General features: G+C 53.7%; 15 protein-coding genes. 8 read left to right on the top strand and 7 right to left on the bottom strand.

All coding sequences use genetic code 11. The features are described 5' to 3' along the window. Nucleotides 1-439: 439 nt before the first annotated feature. The 5 genes from C4S39_RS10160 to C4S39_RS10135 form a co-directional block, all read right to left on the bottom strand. The gene (locus tag C4S39_RS10160; RefSeq protein WP_219817944.1) at nt 440-3,469 is read right to left on the bottom strand and encodes a reverse transcriptase domain-containing protein; all 3,030 of its coding nucleotides are present in this window, start codon (nt 3,467-3,469) and stop codon (nt 440-442) included. A 51-nt stretch (nt 3,470-3,520) separates the two neighbouring features. Beyond that, the gene (locus C4S39_RS10155; RefSeq protein ID WP_103966893.1) at nt 3,521-6,706 is read right to left on the bottom strand and encodes a type I restriction endonuclease subunit R; all 3,186 of its coding nucleotides are present in this window, start codon (nt 6,704-6,706) and stop codon (nt 3,521-3,523) included. Nucleotides 6,707-6,708: 2 nt separating this feature from the next. Next, nucleotides 6,709-7,920 (bottom strand): restriction endonuclease subunit S, encoded by a 1,212-nt coding sequence (locus C4S39_RS10150; protein WP_103966892.1) that lies wholly within the window; start codon nt 7,918-7,920, stop codon nt 6,709-6,711. A gap of 2 nt (nt 7,921-7,922) precedes the next feature. Beyond that, on the bottom strand, nt 7,923-9,545 hold the full coding sequence (locus tag C4S39_RS10145) for a class I SAM-dependent DNA methyltransferase (RefSeq protein WP_103966891.1): 1,623 nt from the start codon (nt 9,543-9,545) through the stop codon (nt 7,923-7,925). Between the two features lie 610 nt (nt 9,546-10,155). After that, nucleotides 10,156-10,557 carry a hypothetical protein gene (locus C4S39_RS10135; protein WP_103966890.1) on the bottom strand — a complete coding sequence of 134 codons (402 nt, stop codon included), beginning with the start codon at nt 10,555-10,557 and terminating at the stop codon, nt 10,156-10,158. 610 nt (nt 10,558-11,167) lie between these two features. On the opposite strand from C4S39_RS10135, the gene C4S39_RS10130 reads away from it, so the two are divergent. The 3 genes from C4S39_RS10130 to C4S39_RS10120 are packed head-to-tail and all read left to right on the top strand — an operon-like array spanning nt 11,168 to nt 12,750. Continuing rightward, the gene (locus tag C4S39_RS10130; protein ID WP_013646132.1) at nt 11,168-11,464 is read left to right on the top strand and encodes a type II toxin-antitoxin system ParD family antitoxin; all 297 of its coding nucleotides are present in this window, start codon (nt 11,168-11,170) and stop codon (nt 11,462-11,464) included. After that, complete coding sequence (locus C4S39_RS10125) at nt 11,451-11,798, top strand: type II toxin-antitoxin system RelE/ParE family toxin (protein WP_013646133.1); 348 nt, start codon at nt 11,451-11,453, stop codon at nt 11,796-11,798. Before C4S39_RS10130 ends, C4S39_RS10125 begins: the two co-directional genes overlap by 14 nt. A 1-nt stretch (nt 11,799) precedes the next feature. Further along, the gene (locus tag C4S39_RS10120; RefSeq protein WP_013646134.1) at nt 11,800-12,750 is read left to right on the top strand and encodes a tyrosine-type recombinase/integrase; all 951 of its coding nucleotides are present in this window, start codon (nt 11,800-11,802) and stop codon (nt 12,748-12,750) included. A 210-nt stretch (nt 12,751-12,960) separates the two neighbouring features. Here C4S39_RS10120 and merR read toward each other — a convergent pair whose 3' ends face one another. Next, the gene (gene merR, locus C4S39_RS10115) at nt 12,961-13,395 is read right to left on the bottom strand and encodes an Hg(II)-responsive transcriptional regulator (RefSeq protein WP_013646135.1); all 435 of its coding nucleotides are present in this window, start codon (nt 13,393-13,395) and stop codon (nt 12,961-12,963) included. A gap of 71 nt (nt 13,396-13,466) precedes the next feature. On the opposite strand from merR, the gene merT reads away from it, so the two are divergent. The 5 genes from merT to C4S39_RS10085 all read left to right on the top strand — a co-directional run bounded on the left by merT (nt 13,467) and on the right by C4S39_RS10085 (nt 16,812). Beyond that, the gene (gene merT / locus C4S39_RS10110; RefSeq protein WP_013646136.1) at nt 13,467-13,832 is read left to right on the top strand and encodes a mercuric ion transporter MerT; all 366 of its coding nucleotides are present in this window, start codon (nt 13,467-13,469) and stop codon (nt 13,830-13,832) included. Between the two features lie 15 nt (nt 13,833-13,847). Beyond that, nucleotides 13,848-14,129, top strand: a complete 282-nt coding sequence (merP, locus tag C4S39_RS10105) for a mercury resistance system periplasmic binding protein MerP (RefSeq protein ID WP_013646137.1) — start codon at nt 13,848-13,850, stop codon at nt 14,127-14,129. A gap of 27 nt (nt 14,130-14,156) precedes the next feature. After that, nucleotides 14,157-14,597, top strand: coding sequence for an organomercurial transporter MerC (merC, locus tag C4S39_RS10100; RefSeq protein ID WP_013646138.1), 441 nt, complete (start codon nt 14,157-14,159; stop codon nt 14,595-14,597). Next, a complete protein-coding gene (gene merA / locus C4S39_RS10095) occupies nt 14,594-16,279 on the top strand; it encodes a mercury(II) reductase (protein WP_013646139.1) in 1,686 nt (561 codons plus the stop codon). The genes merC and merA overlap by 4 nt, the downstream gene beginning before the upstream one ends. Nucleotides 16,280-16,593: 314 nt before the next feature. Continuing rightward, a complete protein-coding gene (locus tag C4S39_RS10085) occupies nt 16,594-16,812 on the top strand; it encodes a carbonic anhydrase (protein WP_083810606.1) in 219 nt (72 codons plus the stop codon). Between the two features lie 166 nt (nt 16,813-16,978). On the opposite strand, the gene C4S39_RS15525 is transcribed toward C4S39_RS10085, so the two are convergent. Beyond that, nucleotides 16,979-17,101 carry a KfrB domain-containing protein gene (locus C4S39_RS15525; RefSeq protein WP_013646140.1) on the bottom strand — a complete coding sequence of 41 codons (123 nt, stop codon included), beginning with the start codon at nt 17,099-17,101 and terminating at the stop codon, nt 16,979-16,981. Between the last annotated feature and the right edge of the window lie 38 nt (nt 17,102-17,139).

Raw genomic sequence — 17,139 nt, 5'->3', positions numbered from 1 at the left:
GTCGCTCCCGTGATGTCATCGGCTAACCTCCGTGAAAATATTCGAGGATAGCCAGATCTATTTCTAATTTTTAGATGGTCGGGTTGGACGCTTACGATTAAGCGCCTCAGGCGTCGTTTGTATTCCGCGGAAACAACCGATTTGAAGAACAGACTATTTTTCAGAAGATGGCTTTCAGATAGCAGGCTGAGGCTGACAGGAAACTCTGAGGGCCCTAAACTGGCGCCAGAAACCTTCCCTCGGCAAGACTAATTTTGAGTTAAAAGGGTTGTGTACACTCACTTTACGTTAATAAATCTGATAACACCTTGTATTTATAGCCTGAGTGGCTGATAAAAATCACAGGGGTAATTGTTAATGTAAACATAGTGACATTTCCTCAAATATTTGTTGTCATTTTACATCCCGGCTGCAGATGTCGAAAGAACAGTTCCCATTGTTACCGTCCTGTCTTTCGCCGAGGCGATATTTTGTACCCAATAGGCATTGGCTTGAATTTTGGTTTCTTTACAGGGCGATATTGCTCCTTGCGCAATGCCAAGTAATCTATCTCGCCGAGTACATAGTAGTCACTGACCCCGCCCTTAACCTGCACCACGTCGCGCAAATAGTCCTCCACCGCCGGAGCCCGTATTCGACTATCCCCATAACTCCGGTTATTTACCTGGGCAACGTATGCGTGCAAATCGTTAGCTGTCGCCTCCACAAGTGACGCAAACGTCTTGGTGTCAGAGTTCCATTCCAGAACGAATAGAGCATCGACATTGCCACGGAGTTGGTGTCTATGCGCAATGTTGGTCAAGTCGCTACAGATAAGTGCAGAAAAGCAAAATCCGCTATGCACGTATAGGGTAGGTTTTCCATGAAGCCCATTGGGTTCAAAAAATCGCCCTCGCTTTCCTAGCTTCAGCTTTGCTAAATTGACTTTCTCTCCATGAGCGGGGAAAAACTTCGGCTGAAGTCTCGCAACGTGGCTTGCGTAGCCAGGCCAATTTGTAACCAGCGAGATCAAACAGTCGTTGCGCAACTTTCCCGTCTGCCTATCGCGATGATATTCAACTCCCGCGAGCAACGACACATTGTTTGCCGCCAATTTCCTTGCAATTCTCAAAGCCCATCGGAGCGGAATACTAAGCTCAGGGAAGACAATGTAGTCTGGACTTTTTGTCTCACGAAGAATCCGGTTTACCAACCGGTTGAGATTCCTATACCGATCCAATGATCGATCTTGTTTTGCCTTGGCGGCATCTGCCCACTGCCCCTCAGTTGTTTCAAAACTTGTGATTGCTACCCGAACCAGCTTTTTGGGTTTCCCGGGGACCGTGAACGTAATAGGTTCTTCAATACCCATTCCAATTGCCGGCTCAAAGCCTAGACGTGACTCTGCTGCCACTTTTGCACCACGCAAGACCATGATGGCATGCTTAAACAGAGTGGGGTCTAACAGCACATTTGGTGCAACCAGGGCGATTTCATCAATTCGCAAGGGCCGTGTCGGAAAAGCAAGAGCAGGCCAATGCGGAACCTTGAGATTGGTCGACTCCTGCCGAAAGCGCCGAATTCCACCCAATCTGATCTTTCGACGGATCTCTAGCTGCCGAGGCACAGGTGGCCCACTCTCATCGCTATCCTGGCTTAGATACCAATAATCCTTGTAAGGACGCCGTCCCCAATCAGCCAAAAGAATTTGATGGACGCACTTCTTCAGCCGGGGCAACGATGTGGGAATTCGAATACTCGCATCCAGAAGAGACAACGCGCGTAACACCTTCAAATACTGACGATCCAATTCCAGTGTCCGTTCAGTCGCTGCCTGTAGCCCTAACTGACGAAATGCCTGTGCATACTGCCCCAAACACAGCTTAAATTTCGGCAACTGTGCGGGCTCGCCAACTGTTGTCGTCTTCTCAACGAGAATTGCGACCACAATGAAATCTTCGATAAGTTGCGCTGCCTCGCGCACATCTCGGCTAGCCAACATCAATCCGAAAACACGAGGTAAGTACCCAAAAAACTCAAAAAAACCAGACGGCGTTAATACGTGACGCTTCACCAGTCCGTAGAACTCTTTACGCACATCAACCCACGATTCAGGACGCAAATCGGCAGAATAAGCTTCTAAATCTCTCAGAAGGAGAGAGACCCCCAGACGCCTGACGGAGACTACATCTGCCTTTCGAAGAGCGTCCACCTGCAAAGTTGCGTCTGGAGTTGCCAGCAACGCCTTTGATGCCATTCTGATTCCAGTGGTTGGAACCGCAGGGAGCAGACGGTATTCGCTTGATTGAACTCGAATCTGCTCTCGGATGTGCTGGATGAGGTCAAGACCATGCGAAGAAGACAGCGCAAATATCTTTTGCTTTTTCCCGGCAAAGAGCAAGTCGGAATCCCTCGCGTAGGAGAGTCGTAGTTTCAAAGATTGGGCATCACCACCACTATTATTTAGAATCAAATCCGGCGCTAAAGCGTCGGCGATGCGCTTTGTTACCTGCCTAGCGGTAGTAAGTCCTTCGAGATTCTCAAACACCAGAAAAATATCGTCGACGTAGCGTCCGTAATAAATCGGATCCAGGCGACCGACAAGATCATTGTCAAAATTTGATAGCAATACGTTAGCAATAATCTTTGAGGCCGAAAGGCCAACGGGAATGGCACCTTCAGGGCGGTCAGCGTAATCGGGCGTCGATTTATACCAAACGTCAATTGCCGTTAACAGCGCTTTCGTAAAGAGGGTTTCTTGCCGATTAAGCATCAGCTTAATCGAGTCCAGGAATCCCTTTCTGAGCAAGAATTTTGGTGCGACACGATGGTAAAACTGCTCAACATCCATCGTAATCGCCAAGATGTTCTTCCCACCTTCCAGCGATCGTTCCATTGCCGACAAGCCCCTCTCACGCCAAGTGCGATAGGCGGAAAAATAGGGGGCGAAAAGACCAGTTGCGATCAAATTTATCGCTGGCTCACCGACACGCACATCACCGAACTCGCTGTAGGAACGTCGAAGCCTATTTCCGTACGACAGCCGCGGATTGATCACCCCATCGAAGAGGTGACCAACTTTGATGATCCAGAGAGCCGATACGATCTGAAAGTCGACGGTCGGACGAATTACCAACCTTAACTTCGCAGGAGCACGACTTTTTGATTCGCTGAACCGCTGCTCCCAATCAACCAAGGGGTCTAGTGCACGGAAATGTCCATCCGCATCACTGTCCCATGCTGAGGAATCGACTGACTTCGGCAAATACGCGAAGTCCCCAATAAACGCAAGATCAGATGCCCAAACGAAACCAGGCACCAGTAGCAATTGATGCAGACAACTCAAATTCTCGTGGAGGTTCTGCTCATATTCCGTAAAGGCCAGCGCGTGAAAATGGGTATTTTCGTAGTAAGCCTCAACTTTGGCTTTTCGATAAGCAACGTAGAGGTCACCTACGCTAATGAACACCCCGGTTAACCGACCGGTCACGATACGTCTCCTTGCTCCTGTTCAGAACACCAAGGGTTCATTTGGAATGAATTAGGCATACACCCCTGCATTGCGCTCCGGGTAGCTCTCATACACATGCTCGAATACCGCTGAGCATTTCTGGTTGTACAGATCGGGGGTATAGGCGCGAGGCAGACCGGAGTCGAGAGTGTCTTCGATGGTCAGCTTCAACTGCGAGCGCGCCGCAGCTTTCTGTCGCCAGTTCAGGACCAACAGCGCCTTGAACCTGGCCAGCAATTCACGAGCAGCCTTCTTCACCTCGGCCCGTTCCTCAGTTGATAGTTCCGGCGCCGGCCGCGTCAGAATGTCGAAAATGACCAGTTCCTCCTCGCTCATGTTCTCGCGCACATGCCGTTGCTGCTCGTCGTTCAGGCTGTTAGAGATTTGCAACAGTTCCTCGAACAGTTCCTCAATGCTACGGCTGCCGGCGTTGTAGCTTTCGATCAGCGCCTCGAATTTTTTGGCGAAATCGGCGCGGGTGCGGTTCAACTGGATCATCTTTTCAAGTTGGGCGCGGATTGCTGCCTTGAGCACTTCGAGGTCGGTGTTCTTGTGCTTCGATTCCTTGAAGCGTTGCACCAGCGCTTCGAAGTTAATCTTCGATAGATCGAGTGCAGGTGGCCCCTGCTCGCGGATTTCGTGGCCGGTGATGGATTCGTCGAGAAGGCCATTGATCTGCCCCATCACCTGCGAGATGTCCGGTGGGCTCGGGTTGAGCGTGGCGCGGATCGCTTCTGCCAGAGTGGTCAGACAGGCGACTCGGCTGGCGAATTCCAGCGCCGACAGGTCGGGCTTCACGGCGCGGTAGAGCGTGCTGACCAGCCGCCCATGGGCGAAGAAGTCGCGGCGCAGCGGGTCGGGGGAGATCAGCGCGTTCATGCCGTCCTGAATGCGCGACAGGCGCTCCATGCTGCCAGCAGGTGTCGCTTCGATCTCGCCCAGCATCACGCCGTGCGCGGCGCAGAAGGTCGTCGCATCAACCACCGACTTGCGCAGTTCCTCGACCAGTTGCTGCTTATCCTTGACTGGGCTCTTGCCATCCTTGCCCGCCCCATAGATGGCTAGCGCCTTTTCCAGCGAGGCGAAGACGTTGGCGTAATCGACGATGACGCCGCTGTGCTTGCCGGGGAATACGCGGTTGGCGCGGGCGATAGTTTGCATCAGCGTGTGGTTGCGCATCGGCTTGTCGAGATACACCGTTGAGCAGCTCGGCGCGTCGAAGCCGGTCAGCCACATGGCGCAGACGAAGACCAGGCGCAGTGGGTCTTCGGTGTCCTTGAACTTCTCGTCCAGCCCCGGCTGCGATTCGTTCATGCGCTTGCGGTGCGGCTCGATGTCGAGACCCAATGTCTGCATCTGCTGGATTTCGTTCTGCCCCGACGAAACGATCACGGCCATGTCGGTGCTGGTCAGCACGGCTAGCCGCTGTTTCAGCTCGGCCATGCGCAAGTCACATCGCGCCTGTTCGGGCGTCATGCCGCCACCAGGCTGGTAATGCAGTTCGCCCAGTTCGTTCTGTACCCGAACGGTTTCCGCCGCCCAATGCACCTTGACCTTGTCGTGCATGCGCAGCGCGGTGGCCTTGTCGATGGACACCACCATCGCCTTGCCGACGAAGCCCCGGCCGAGGAAGTGCCGCACAATGTCCTGCGCCACGGTTTCCAGCCGGTCGTCGCGGGTGATCAGGTGGTATTGCCGCCCCAGCACTTTCTCAAGCTTGGCCTCTTGATCTGCGTCGAGGTCGGCATCCTCGATCAGACGGTAAATGTCTTCGTTCAAGTCGGGATTAACGAGCTGCAACTCCGGCGTGCGGTTCTCGTAGAACAGCGGCACGGTGGCGCCGTCTTCGATGGACTGCTGGAAGTCGTAGATCGAGACGTAGTCGCCGAAGACTTCCTTGGTGCGCTCTTCGCCGGCGATCAGCGGCGTGCCGGTAAAGGCGAGGAACATCGCCTTGGGCAGCGCGGCGCGCATGTTGAGCGCCAGCGTGTCGTACTGGCTGCGGTGCGCTTCATCGGTCAACACGATCACGTCGGAGCGGTCGCAAAGCAGTTCCGGTGTCTGGAACTTATGTACCAGCGTGAAAACGTAGCGGTGATTGCCGCGAAGCAACTCGCGCAGGTGAGCGCCGCTGGCGGCATGGCATTCGTCGCCCTCGGCCTCGCTCACCGCGCCGGTGGTCTTGAAGGTCTTTGCGATCTGCTCGTCCAGTTCCACGCGGTCAGTGACGACCACGAACGTCCAGTTGCCGGCCAGCTTGCGCAGCACCTTCTGCGCAAAGAACACCATCGAAAAACTCTTGCCGCTACCCTGCGTCTGCCAGAACACGCCGCCGCGCCCGTGGCCCAGCTTACGCGCTTCGAGCATCGAGGCGATGGCGTTATTAACGCCGAGGAACTGGTGGTTCTGGCCGATGATTTTGACCAGCCCGGCCTTGTGCTCGGAAAACAGCGTGAAGTTCTCCACCAGATCGAGTAGGCGGGCGGGGTCGCAGGTGCCGCGCAGCATCACCTCCAACGACACGCGGCGCGGTTCGTCCTCGCGCTCGATGCGTTTCCACTCCACCCAGCGCCCCCAGTCGGCGGTGAGCGAGCCGACGCGGCTATCAGTGCCGTTGCTAGCGATGAGCAGCGCGCTGCTCCAAAACAGCGCCGGAATCTGCTGTTTGTAGTGAGTGAGGTTTTCGTCGAAGGCGGCGCGTGCCGGCACGCCAGGTTTCTTGAGTTCGATCACCACCCAAGGCAGACCATTGACGAAACCGACCAGATCGGGCCGGCAGGTGTAGAGCGCGCCGGTGACACTGAACTGGCTGACCAGGAGGAAGTCGTTGCTCTCCGGGTATTCCCAATCCACCACGCGCAGGCGTTCCGTCTTCTGCCCGCCGTGTTCGCGGTCAGGGACAGACACCGTGATGCCTTCCTTGAGTAGCCGATAGACCTCGCGGTTGGCAGCCTCCGGACTCATCGCCGTGCGGTCGCGAGTCAGTTCATCAATGGCGGTTTGAATTGCCTCCGGCGGCAACTTGCAATTTAATTTGCTCAACGCCGCTTTCAGGCGTTCGACCAGCACCACCTCGCCCTTGGTCTCGCGCCCCAGCGTACCGCCGGCACCGAAGGTTTCTTCCAGCGCCGACACCGTCTGCCAGCCGAGCCTGGCAAACAGACCGATCGCGGGTTGCTCGACCAATTGGTCTTCGGAGTAGGCGTGGGCGCTCATGATCAGGCGGCTTCGACTTCGATCTGGCCCGAGAGCAGGCGCGGAAGCAGGAGGTCGCGGGTGCGGCGGAGCTTTTGGACTTGGCGCTGGAGAATGTGGCTTTGTCTAATCATTGGCTCCACTAGCCGGTTGAACTCCAAATGCAAATCCTCGGGTCCGCAAAAGAACGGGATTCGGTTCATGTTCTCTTGTGTAATCTTCGGCTGCGCAGCACCGGTGATGTATGGGGAGATGTCCACTTCGGAAAGCCCGAGATACAGAAAATGTGTCGAGAATGGAGGCTTACCCCGAAGAACGTGCGTGTGATTGTTCGGCCAAAACTTTTCATTGACCAACTGGAGGACCGGCGTACGCTCCGGAGTAATAACTGAACCGTCTTCTGCCAGTAGCAGGTATTCGCCGTCAAAGATGTAGTCATTGACGTAATCGAAGACCTTGGCGGCGCCGTAGTACGGATACTCACCCTGCAACTGGGAACGCTGCATCTTGGACAGAGGCTTGCGCATGCGATCAAAGTTTTCGGCGATGTCGCCCAACTTCTTCACCTCCCACCCCTGCGGAATCTCGCCGAGGGGGGAAGCGACGCGGGGGTGGTTTTCGTGGCCGAGGAAACGGAAGTGGACGAAACACTCGCGGTAGAGGGCGCGGGCCATAGCCTCCAGAATTTTGATGCGCCGCCGGCTGTTCTCGATGAGTTCGTCGTAGGCCGACAAGATGCTTGCGATGCGTCTTTGGACGGGGAGCGGGGGAAGCGCAAACTCGTAGTCGAGAATTTGCTTTCCGCTGATGTGCGGGACATTCACACCCGTTGTGATAGGAATCACGTATGATTCGAAGCCCGGACCTCCAATAACGAAACGGAGAAAGTCTTGGTCAAGCCTCGGCGTGTTGCTTCTGAGGCGAGAGCACCGTTGGACAAGTAAGGCTTTGGGATCGTCGCTGCGGATATAAGCCCATTTCAGACCGGCAGGAACCCACGGCCGATCCATAGCCACAACAACGTCGCCCAAGCGAAGTTGGTATTTTTCCAAGTTCGGCCAATCGGCGGCCGACCAACGTTTTGAAATCTCCCAGAGGATGCAGCCTTGGCTGACGTTCTCACCCTTTACCAGCGGAATGTCATCGGGCCTGTCGGTGAAATGCTGGCTCTTAAACGCGAAGCCCGCGAGAAGATCAACGCAGTCAGCGAGTTTCACCGTTGGAAACGCAGCCATCCTCACGCTTCCAAAATTCCGGCCACATTCGCGGCGATGGCCTGCTCCAGCTTCCACGCCTGGGCGTTCAGCGATTCCAGTTCCTCGTTCAGGGTTTCGAGCTGCTCCTTGAAGTCCTCGTCGCTGACGTGCTCGCCCGGCGCAACGCCGACATAGCGACCAGGGTTGAGCGACCAGCCCTGCGCCTCGATTTCGGGAAGCGTTGCGGCCTTGCACAGGCCGGGCACGTCACGATAGGTCGGCGTCCCGCCAAAGACTTCCATAAGCTTGGCCGCTGTGTCGCCAGCACCGACTTTCGGGGATTCGAGCGCCTCGCCGCGATAGAGGCGGACGAGGTTGGCGATGAAGCCGATCTGCGCCGGTGTCCACTCGCGGTGGGCACGATCGACCTGCCGGTAGATGTGGCGGGCGTCGATGAAGAGTACGGTGTCGGCGCGCGGGGTCTTGGCCTTGCCCTTGTCGAGGAACCACAGCGTGCAGGGCAGCGTGACGGTGTAGAACATATTGGGGCCGACGGCGACCATGACATCCACCGCCCGCGCTTCGATCAGCTTCTGCCGCAGTTCCTGCTCGGACGAGCGGGCATCGGAGGCCGAGTTGGCCATGACGAAGCCGGCGCGGCCGGTGGCGTTGAGTGACGAGTAGAAGAGCTGAATCCACAGGTAATTGGCGTTATCGGAGCGTGGCAGGCCCAAGGGGAAGCGTCGACCGGCGCCGACCATGTCCTTGAGCCGTTCCTTGTCCACCGCATTGACGTTGAAGGGCGGATTGGCGAGGACGAAGTCGAACTGGTCGATGGCGGTGTGCGGATCGTCATAGTAGCTGTTGATGTTGCCGCCGTGTTTGATGTCGCCTTCCAGTCCATGCACGGCGAGGTTGAGGCGGCACAGTCGGCCGGTTTCGTCGGTCTTTTCGACGCCGCAGATGGCGAGTTCGGCGGCGGGATTCTTCTGATGCTCGGCTACGAAGCGCGCCGACTGCACGAACATGCCTCCGGAGCCGCAGGCCGGGTCGAGAATGCGACCGTGAAAGGGTTCGATGATCTCGGCCAACAGCTTGACGATGCTGCTCGGCGTGTAGAACTCGCCGCCGCCCTGGCCTTCAGTCATAGCGAAGGCGCCGAGGAAGTATTCGTAGATGCGACCGAAGGCGTCGTAGTCGAGCGTGGCCGGAATCTCGGAGACCTTCTTGAGCAGTTCCTTGAGCAGGGTGCTTGTGAACAGGTTGTAGGTCTTGGGCAGCACGCCAGCAAGCTGCTGGTTGTGCTTCTCGATCTCGCGCATTGCGGCGTTTACCTTGGCACCAATGTCAGCAACTTCGGGCAGCGTCAGCAGGTAATCGAAGCGCGCCTCTGGGGCGAGGTAGAGGATGCCTTCGGCGTGGTAGGCAGAGGGTTCATTGACCCGGCTGCCGCGCCGGGATGACGCGCTGGCGCCTTCGAGCTTGCTGCGCTGGATGGCGAAGCGGACTTCGGCAAATCGCAGAAAGATCAGGCCGAGAATGGGGCCGGAGTATTCCTGCGCCTTGAGGCCGGAATTGGCGCGAAACTGGTCAGCGGCATCCCACAGGCGCTTTTCGAGCGAGGTGGTGGCGGCGTCTTTTTCGGTAAGGGCAATCCATTGCATGGTTAGTTGTAGTTCTCGTTCTTAATATTTCTCTTGCGAAAAAAAGGCCGCTTTCGAAGCAAATGCCTCATCTCTTAGGCTGCCCTCTATTTACTGAAGGCAGCGGTCGGTTAAGAAATTCGTGATCCAGCCCTCTGGTATGCGCGTTATATGCCCACCTCGCATACTGCTCCAGGAGCATATTGTTCTCAGACTCAAGCCGCCGATTTTCGGCCTCCAAGCGAGCAATGCGATCCAAAGCGATCTGCGATTGGGGTGACGTAACCCGTTTGGTATCCGTACCCTCACCAGACAATTCATTTTTTTAAGTTCGAAGGCATGGCGTATGCGCTCATGCTTGTAAAGAGCCTACCGAGTGTATCGATTGAACATGCGTAGTTCAATGGCATCAATCAGCAACTCCCAACTTAATTTATCGAACCATCCATCAAGAATCTCGACAATTTGCTTGATTTCATCATCGCCGAGGTTCTTTGATCTTTTTTAGGTTGCTGCTTCGCCATATCAACCTCCCATTGACTCTAGGATTTCCGCCAACAATCCAGCCGGAGGATTGATTGGCTGAGTTGGCGGTAAAGCAATGTGTGATGAATCACTGACCCAGTTTACCCTACGTGGCGGTGCCAGTTGAACGACCGCTCCGTATGTTGGGGTCATCTATAATCGAACACAATTGCGATAGACGCTCTACCGCCGACAGATGGTGTTCCAGCCAGCGATCACCGCCGGCATACCCATCGCTTACCGCATCTTCAGCCTTCCGAAGTAAGTCGCGGGCCTCATCCAGATTCTGGCGAAGACGCATCGTTTTCTCTTCGTCGCCCTTGACACAGACAAGGTCTTCACAATGGATGCTGTCCCGGTACAAATGGCACGGGGACATTGTGTAATTCAGGGCCTCATAGGCATAAATCGAAAAACAAGATGCTGCGATCTTTAATTTTGCATTCGGACGAACGAATTCTTTGAGATCATCACCAAGAAAAGCATTAATGTTATCGATGATATTCATCGTTTATATTCTTTTTATTTAATTTATAGGATTACTGCATTTATCCATTTATGTGCATGAATTGAAACTATACTAAATACGATTATTAACCATATCACCATTCCAGCTCACTATTTATTACGTATTAAAACTGCAAATATTCAAGTTTTGCCGATTTTATTGAGTTATATATCTAAAGAACTCCGAATGTAATGCATTGCTGTCAGGATTTTCAATTAATTTTCTGAAGATTCATGTAAATCAGTCCTTCATAAATAAAGATAGGAAATACACTATTACTTTTGAAAAACCTGAAGGGGTCTTGTCCCCTCAAAAGTCAAGAAAAATGACGGTTTCCATTTGGCGCTACGCTGAATAGACCCTCCGCAATTTTTCTGGATTTTTTTCACCATCGCTCTAGTCGGCAGAGGTTATGCGCGAGGCAAAACGCTTCGCTCAGAACCTCAACACCGAATTAAGGAGAAAAGGCTTTACTTTACTATTGATAAAATATGTTATCAATAGTAAAGTGGTATTGAAAATTAGAAAGATTAAAATATTTTTTGCTTTATTAAATTTCATTGAGTAGGATAATATCCTACCGATCGGAAACATACATAGGGAATAAAAAATGAAGCGCACCGATAAAGCAGAAAAAATCAGTATTACACTCCCACCTGATATGCTGAATATTATTAGGGAAAAAGTGAAAGACGGTGCTTACGCTTCCACAAGTGAGGTTATTCGTGAAGCAATGCGTTTATGGCAAAGACAAGAAGAAGAACATCACGCGAGAATTGCTTCCATTCGAGCGCGTCTGGAACAATCCGCACATAGTGGTGAACCTGTTTTGCTGGATGCGGCGTTTGAAAAGCTCGAGCAGCTTCATCAACAACGCATAAGCGCATCAGGCTATGAAAAGCTATGAGGTGTATTTGACACCTGATGCTATAAAAGACCTGACTGATATTTATGAATATATAGCTGCAAAGAGCGGACTTCCTGAAGTCGCGTGGACATATATAGAAAAATTACGCCAAAAGTGTCATGAACTTAGAAAGGCGCCTCTGATAGGACAACAGCGTAATGACCTACGTAAGAATCTCAGAATTGTTGCCATTAATAAAAACGCAATTGCGGCTTTTGAAGTTATTGAGGATAAAAGAATCGTCACTATTCTTAATATTTTTTATGGTGGCAGAGATTATGAGGCAATTATGGGTAGTGAAACACCGCATAAAAATGATGAGCTAGAGAAATAACATGACAGATCTTATTTCTAAAGGCAATCGCGCACTCACTGCGAAAGAATTTCAGGGTCTGGCTGATATTCCACCTGAGATTGAATGGTTCGCCAATTTAGGTAACGTCGAGACTCGGCGTGCCTATGAAAATGCCTTAAAGGATTTTATGAATTTTACTGGCATTCAGAATCCGGAAGAATTCAGGGTTGTAACTCGTGCCCATATTATCGCCTGGCGCGATGATTTGATGAATCGATCATTAAGTAGTATGAGCATTCGCCACCGTCTGGCGGCACTATCCTCTTTATTTGAATATTTGTGTGAAAAAAACACGGTTACGCATAATCCAGTCAAGGGTGTGAAGCGACCAGCGGTGGAAAGTTATGAAGGAAAAACTCCGGCAATCGGAGATCATCAGGCACGCAAATTGCTCGATGCACCGGATGGTAGCTCACTTAAGGGCAAGCGTGATCGTGCGATACTGGCCACCCTGCTTTATCACGCATTGCGGCGTGATGAGTTGTGCCGGCTGAAGGTTAAGGATTTTAAGCAGGAGCGGCGCGGTGTGCCACACATGAAAATATCCGGCAAAGGAGGCAAGACACGTTATGTACCTTTGCACCCTGCGGCCAGTGGCTTAATCCATGATTATCTCGATGCTGCTGAACATGGCCTGGAAGATACTGGTGCATTATTCCGTTCAACCAGTAATAACCGAGATAAGGAATCACAAAAACCGATTACGCCAGACGGCGTTTATAAGTTGGTACAGAAATACTCTGAAAAGCTGGGGTTCAAAATCGGCGCACATTCATTACGCGCAACAGCGGCCACCAATGCACTGGATCATCAAGCAGATATTGCCAAAGTGCAAGAATGGTTGGGTCATGCCAATATTGCTACTACAAGGATTTATGATCATCGCAGAACCCGGCCAGAGGATAGTCCGACGTTTAAGGTTGTATATTAAGTTTATTCCGGACTCTCTCAAAATTTCTTTGCGACAATTGTGTATCTGGATAAACTGAAGCTCGGCTGTATAAGTAGATATGCTATCGTTGGTGCCGGTTATATCGACAAACGGAAGATTCAATTCGCCCGTAGTCTGATTGAACAGAGCATTATGGGGTCAGCTCACGAAACGGAAAAAATCGTACGCTAAGCCGTAGCCGCCTCTCGACTACGTCACGGCGGCACTATGAGGTTCTTTCTTCCCTTGCAGAGACGCAATCAGCGGGCAGGAAACATTCCCCTTCCGCGCATGGCAGGCGCACACCAGATCAGACAGCACGGCCTCCATGCGCGCCAAGTCAGCCATTTTCTCGCGCACGTCCTTGAGCTTGTGCTCGGCTAGGCTACTGGCTTCCTCGCAATGGGTGCCATCCTCCAGCCGCAGCAGCTCGGCGATTTCATCCAAACTGAAGCCCAGCCGCTGGGCTGATTTCACGAACCGCACCCGCGTTACATCCGCCTCGCCATAGCGGCGGATGCTGCCATAGGGCTTGTCCGGCTCCGACAACAAGCCCTTGCGCTGATAAAACCGGATGGTCTCCACGTTGACCCCGGCTACCTTGGCGAAAACGCCGATGGTCAGATTCTCCAAATTGTTTCCCATTTCGCTTGACTCCGTACATGACTACGGAAGTAAGATTATGCTATTCAATTTAAATTCAAAAGGACAAGCATATGTCTGAACCACAAAAGTCTGAACCACAAAACGGGCGCGGCGCGCTCTTCGCTGGAGGGCTGGCCGCCATCCTAGCCTTGATGTGCTGCCTTGGGCCGCTAGTCCTGGTCGCTTTGGGATTCAGCGGCGCTTGGCTCGGCAACCTGACGGTGCTGGAGCCGTATCGACCGATCTTCATCGGCGCGGCGTTGGTGGCGCTGTTCTTCGCCTGGCGGCGTATCTACCGCCCGGCGCAAGCCTGCAAACCGGGTGAGGTCTGCGCGATTCCCCAAGTGCGAGCTACTTACAAGCTCATTTTCTGGGTCGTGGCCGCGCTGGTTCTGGTCGCGCTCGGATTTCCCTACGTCATGCCATTTTTCTATTAATCACAGGAGTTCATCATGAAAAAACTGTTTGCCTCCCTCGCCCTCGCCCTCGCTGCCGTTGTTGTCCCCGTGTGGGCCGCCACCCAGACCGTCACGCTGTCCGTACCGGGCATGACCTGCGCCGCCTGCCCGATCACCGTCAAGAAGGCGATTTCCAAGGTCGAAGGCGTCAGCAAAGTTGACGTGACCTTCGAGACACGCGAAGCGGTTGTCACCTTCGATGATGCCAAGACCAGCGTGCAGAAGCTGGCCAAGGCAATCGGAGACGCGGGCTATCCGTCCAGCGTCAAGCAGTGAGCCACTGAACCCGAACCTGGGGCGATCATGGGACTGATGACACGCATTGCCGACAAAGCTGGCGCGCTTGGCAGCGTTGTTTCCGCGATGGGATGCGCCGCCTGTTTTCCTGCCCTCGCCAGCTTGGGCGCGGCCATCGGCCTGGGCTTTCTACAGGAATACGAAGGGTTGTTCATCTCCAAGCTGCTGCCGCTGTTCGCAGTCGTGGCTTTGCTGGCGAATGCACTGAGCTGGCTGAGTCATCGGCAATGGCACCGCAGCCTGCTCGGCATGATCGGGCCAGCCATCGTGTTCGCTGGGACTGTCTGGTTGCTTGGTAACTGGTGGACGGCGAACGTGGTCTATGTCGGCTTGGCGTTCATGGTCGGGGGGGCCATTTGGGATTTTGTCTCACCTGCGAACTGCCTCCCCCGCGCGGATAACAGTCTAGGCCGTTGCCAACATAAAAAAATAGGAGTTGTTGCATGACTAATCTAAGAATCACCGGCATGACCTGCGACTCGTGCGCGGCGCACGTCAAGGAAGCGCTGGAAAAGGTCCCCGGCGTGCAGTCGGCGCTGGTGTCCTATCCGAAGGGCACAGCGCAACTCACCACCCTGCCGGGCACGTTACCGGATGCGCTGACTGCCGCCGTGGCCGGACTGGGCTACAAAGCAACGCTCGCCGATGTTCCACCGACGGACAACCGCAGCGGACTGCTCGACAATGTGCGCGGCTGGATGGGGGGCGCTGATAAACGTAGCGACGGCGAACACCCGTTGCAAGTAGCCGTCATTGGCAGCGGTGGAGCCGCGATGGCGGCAGCACTGAAAGCCGTCGAGCAAGGCGCGCACGTCACGCTGATCGAGCGCGGCACCATCGGCGGCACCTGCGTCAATATCGGCTGCGTGCCGTCCAAGATCATGATTCGCGCCGCCCACATCGCCCATCTGCGTCGGGAAAGCCCGTTCGATGGCGGCATGCCACCCACACCGCCGACGATCCTGCGCGAGCGGCTGCTGGCCCAGCAGCAGGCCCGTGTCGATGAGCTGCGTCATGCCAAGTACGAAGGCATCCTGGACGGCAATTCAGCCATCACCGTTCTGCACGGTGAAGCGCGTTTCAAGGACAACCAGAGTCTTGCCGTCCATTTGAACGATGGCGGCGAGCGCGTGGTGGCTTTCGACCGCTGCCTGGTCGCCACGGGTGCCAGTCCGGCCGTGCCGCCGATTCCGGGCCTGAAAGAGTCACCCTACTGGACTTCGACCGAGGCCCTGGTCAGCGACACCATTCCCGAACGCCTGGCCGTGATCGGCTCGTCGGTGGTGGCGCTGGAACTGGCGCAAGCCTTCGCCCGGCTGGGTAGCCAGGTCACGATCCTGGCGCGCAGCACCTTGTTCTTTCGGGAAGACCCGGCCATCGGCGAGGCCGTCACAGCCGCTTTCCGTGCCGAGGGCATCGAGGTGCTGGAACATACACAAGCGAGCCACGTCGCCTATGTGGAAGGGAATTTCGTGCTGACCACCGGGCACGGCGAAGTGCGTGCCGACAAGTTGCTGGTCGCCACCGGCCGGACACCGAACACGCGCAGCCTTCTACTCCCAGCAGCGGGTGTTGGAGTCAATGCGCAGGGTGCCATCGTCATCGACAAGGGAATGCGCACGAGTAACCCGGACATCTACGCGGCCGGCGACTGCACCGACCAGCCTCAGTTCGTCTATGTCGCGGCAGCGGCCGGCACCCGTGCAGCGATCAACATGACTGGCGGAGACGCGGCCCTGGACCTGACCGCGATGCCGGCCGTGGTGTTCACCGATCCGCAAGTGGCGACCGTGGGCTACAGCGAAGCGGAAGCGCACCATGACGGCATCGAGACCGATAGCCGGCTGCTGACGCTGGACAACGTGCCGCGTGCGCTCGCCAATTTCGACACACGCGGCTTCATCAAGCTGGTGGCCGATGCCGGCAGCGGGCGCTTGATCGGTGTGCAGGCGGTGGCTCCGGAAGCGGGCGAGCTGATCCAGACGGCGGTCCTGGCTATTCGCAACCGCATGACAGTGCAGGAACTGGCCGACCAATTGTTCCCCTACCTGACGATGGTCGAAGGGTTGAAGCTCGCGGCGCAGACCTTCAACAAGGACGTGAAGCAGCTTTCCTGCTGCGCCGGATGAGGAAAAAGGAGGTCGCCTACACAGTGTCCCGGCTGGCCCTTGATGCCGGGGTGAGCGTGCATATCGTGCGGTTTACGCATATGATAGTATTTGGAGAGTATCGATTTAAACAAGTAGTTTATGTGGCAATAAATTCAAGCTGAAACACTATGTGGAATTATCGTTTTTGATGCAGTAAGTGAAATAGACAAGCTTTTCTGAAAGAGGGTAAATTTTTCGCCTTTTGAAGTAGCGAATTAAGCTTTCTTAACTGAGAATTTTTAACTCTGATGGTAAAAGATTTTTGATTATCGAATGAACAATTCCCAGGACACATTCAAACAATAGCGACTGCATTATCGCCAGCAATTAGGGCAGCGAAAGATATGCCTGGAACATTGTATGAAAATGCGATAAAGATGAATGTCATTCACGCTGTTGATGAGCTAAAGAATAGCGCACCTATCTTAAGTCGATTTGTGCAGGAGAAAAAAATTAAAATTGTAGGCGGAATATACCATTTAGAAACTGGCAAAGTAGAATTAATATCTTAGGATCAAGATCTTAATGGCACCAAGAAGTTAAAATAGGTTTAAAGGTTAAGCTATGAAGAACACCATTGTCATCCACATGGGTAATTTTTAACTGGAACCAATACCGAGAACTTAAACTGCCAGAGGCATCAATGTATAAACTGGATTAGATCTGAACTGATCTATATCATGCGACAAATCTTTTTTCTTGTTCTTGAGCTTTAGTCTCTATTTTCCATACCCCATTATCTTCGTTCTGAAGGATTTTCTGTCCATTCATAATGATTAATCTTTTCAGTTTATTAATCATAAACTAGATTGCCTTTAATTAAGGCATAGGTAATTAAC

Origin of the sequence: Nitrosomonas ureae, assembly GCF_900108305.1 — a bacterium.
In the GTDB taxonomy this organism is placed as follows: domain Bacteria; phylum Pseudomonadota; class Gammaproteobacteria; order Burkholderiales; family Nitrosomonadaceae; genus Nitrosomonas; species Nitrosomonas ureae_B.
This window is presented reverse-complemented; position numbering and strand designations above follow the sequence as displayed.

Excerpts from the sequence above, each read along its gene's own strand:
- C4S39_RS10135 (WP_103966890.1), bottom strand. The coding sequence starts at position 10,557 with ATGAATATCATCGATAACATTAATGCTTTTCTTGGTGATGATCTCAAA.
- merA (WP_013646139.1), top strand. The coding sequence starts at position 14,594 with ATGACTAATCTAAGAATCACCGGCATGACCTGCGACTCGTGCGCGGCG.
- C4S39_RS10150 (WP_103966892.1), bottom strand. The coding sequence starts at position 7,920 with ATGGCTGCGTTTCCAACGGTGAAACTCGCTGACTGCGTTGATCTTCTC.
- C4S39_RS10145 (WP_103966891.1), bottom strand. The coding sequence starts at position 9,545 with ATGCAATGGATTGCCCTTACCGAAAAAGACGCCGCCACCACCTCGCTC.
- C4S39_RS15525 (WP_013646140.1), bottom strand. The coding sequence starts at position 17,101 with ATGATTAATAAACTGAAAAGATTAATCATTATGAATGGACAGAAAATC.
- C4S39_RS10155 (WP_103966893.1), bottom strand. The coding sequence starts at position 6,706 with ATGAGCGCCCACGCCTACTCCGAAGACCAATTGGTCGAGCAACCCGCG.
- merC (WP_013646138.1), top strand. The coding sequence starts at position 14,157 with ATGGGACTGATGACACGCATTGCCGACAAAGCTGGCGCGCTTGGCAGC.
- C4S39_RS10125 (WP_013646133.1), top strand. The coding sequence starts at position 11,451 with ATGAAAAGCTATGAGGTGTATTTGACACCTGATGCTATAAAAGACCTG.
- merT (WP_013646136.1), top strand. The coding sequence starts at position 13,467 with ATGTCTGAACCACAAAAGTCTGAACCACAAAACGGGCGCGGCGCGCTC.
- merR (WP_013646135.1), bottom strand. The coding sequence starts at position 13,395 with ATGGGAAACAATTTGGAGAATCTGACCATCGGCGTTTTCGCCAAGGTA.
- C4S39_RS10130 (WP_013646132.1), top strand. The coding sequence starts at position 11,168 with ATGAAGCGCACCGATAAAGCAGAAAAAATCAGTATTACACTCCCACCT.
- merP (WP_013646137.1), top strand. The coding sequence starts at position 13,848 with ATGAAAAAACTGTTTGCCTCCCTCGCCCTCGCCCTCGCTGCCGTTGTT.
- C4S39_RS10120 (WP_013646134.1), top strand. The coding sequence starts at position 11,800 with ATGACAGATCTTATTTCTAAAGGCAATCGCGCACTCACTGCGAAAGAA.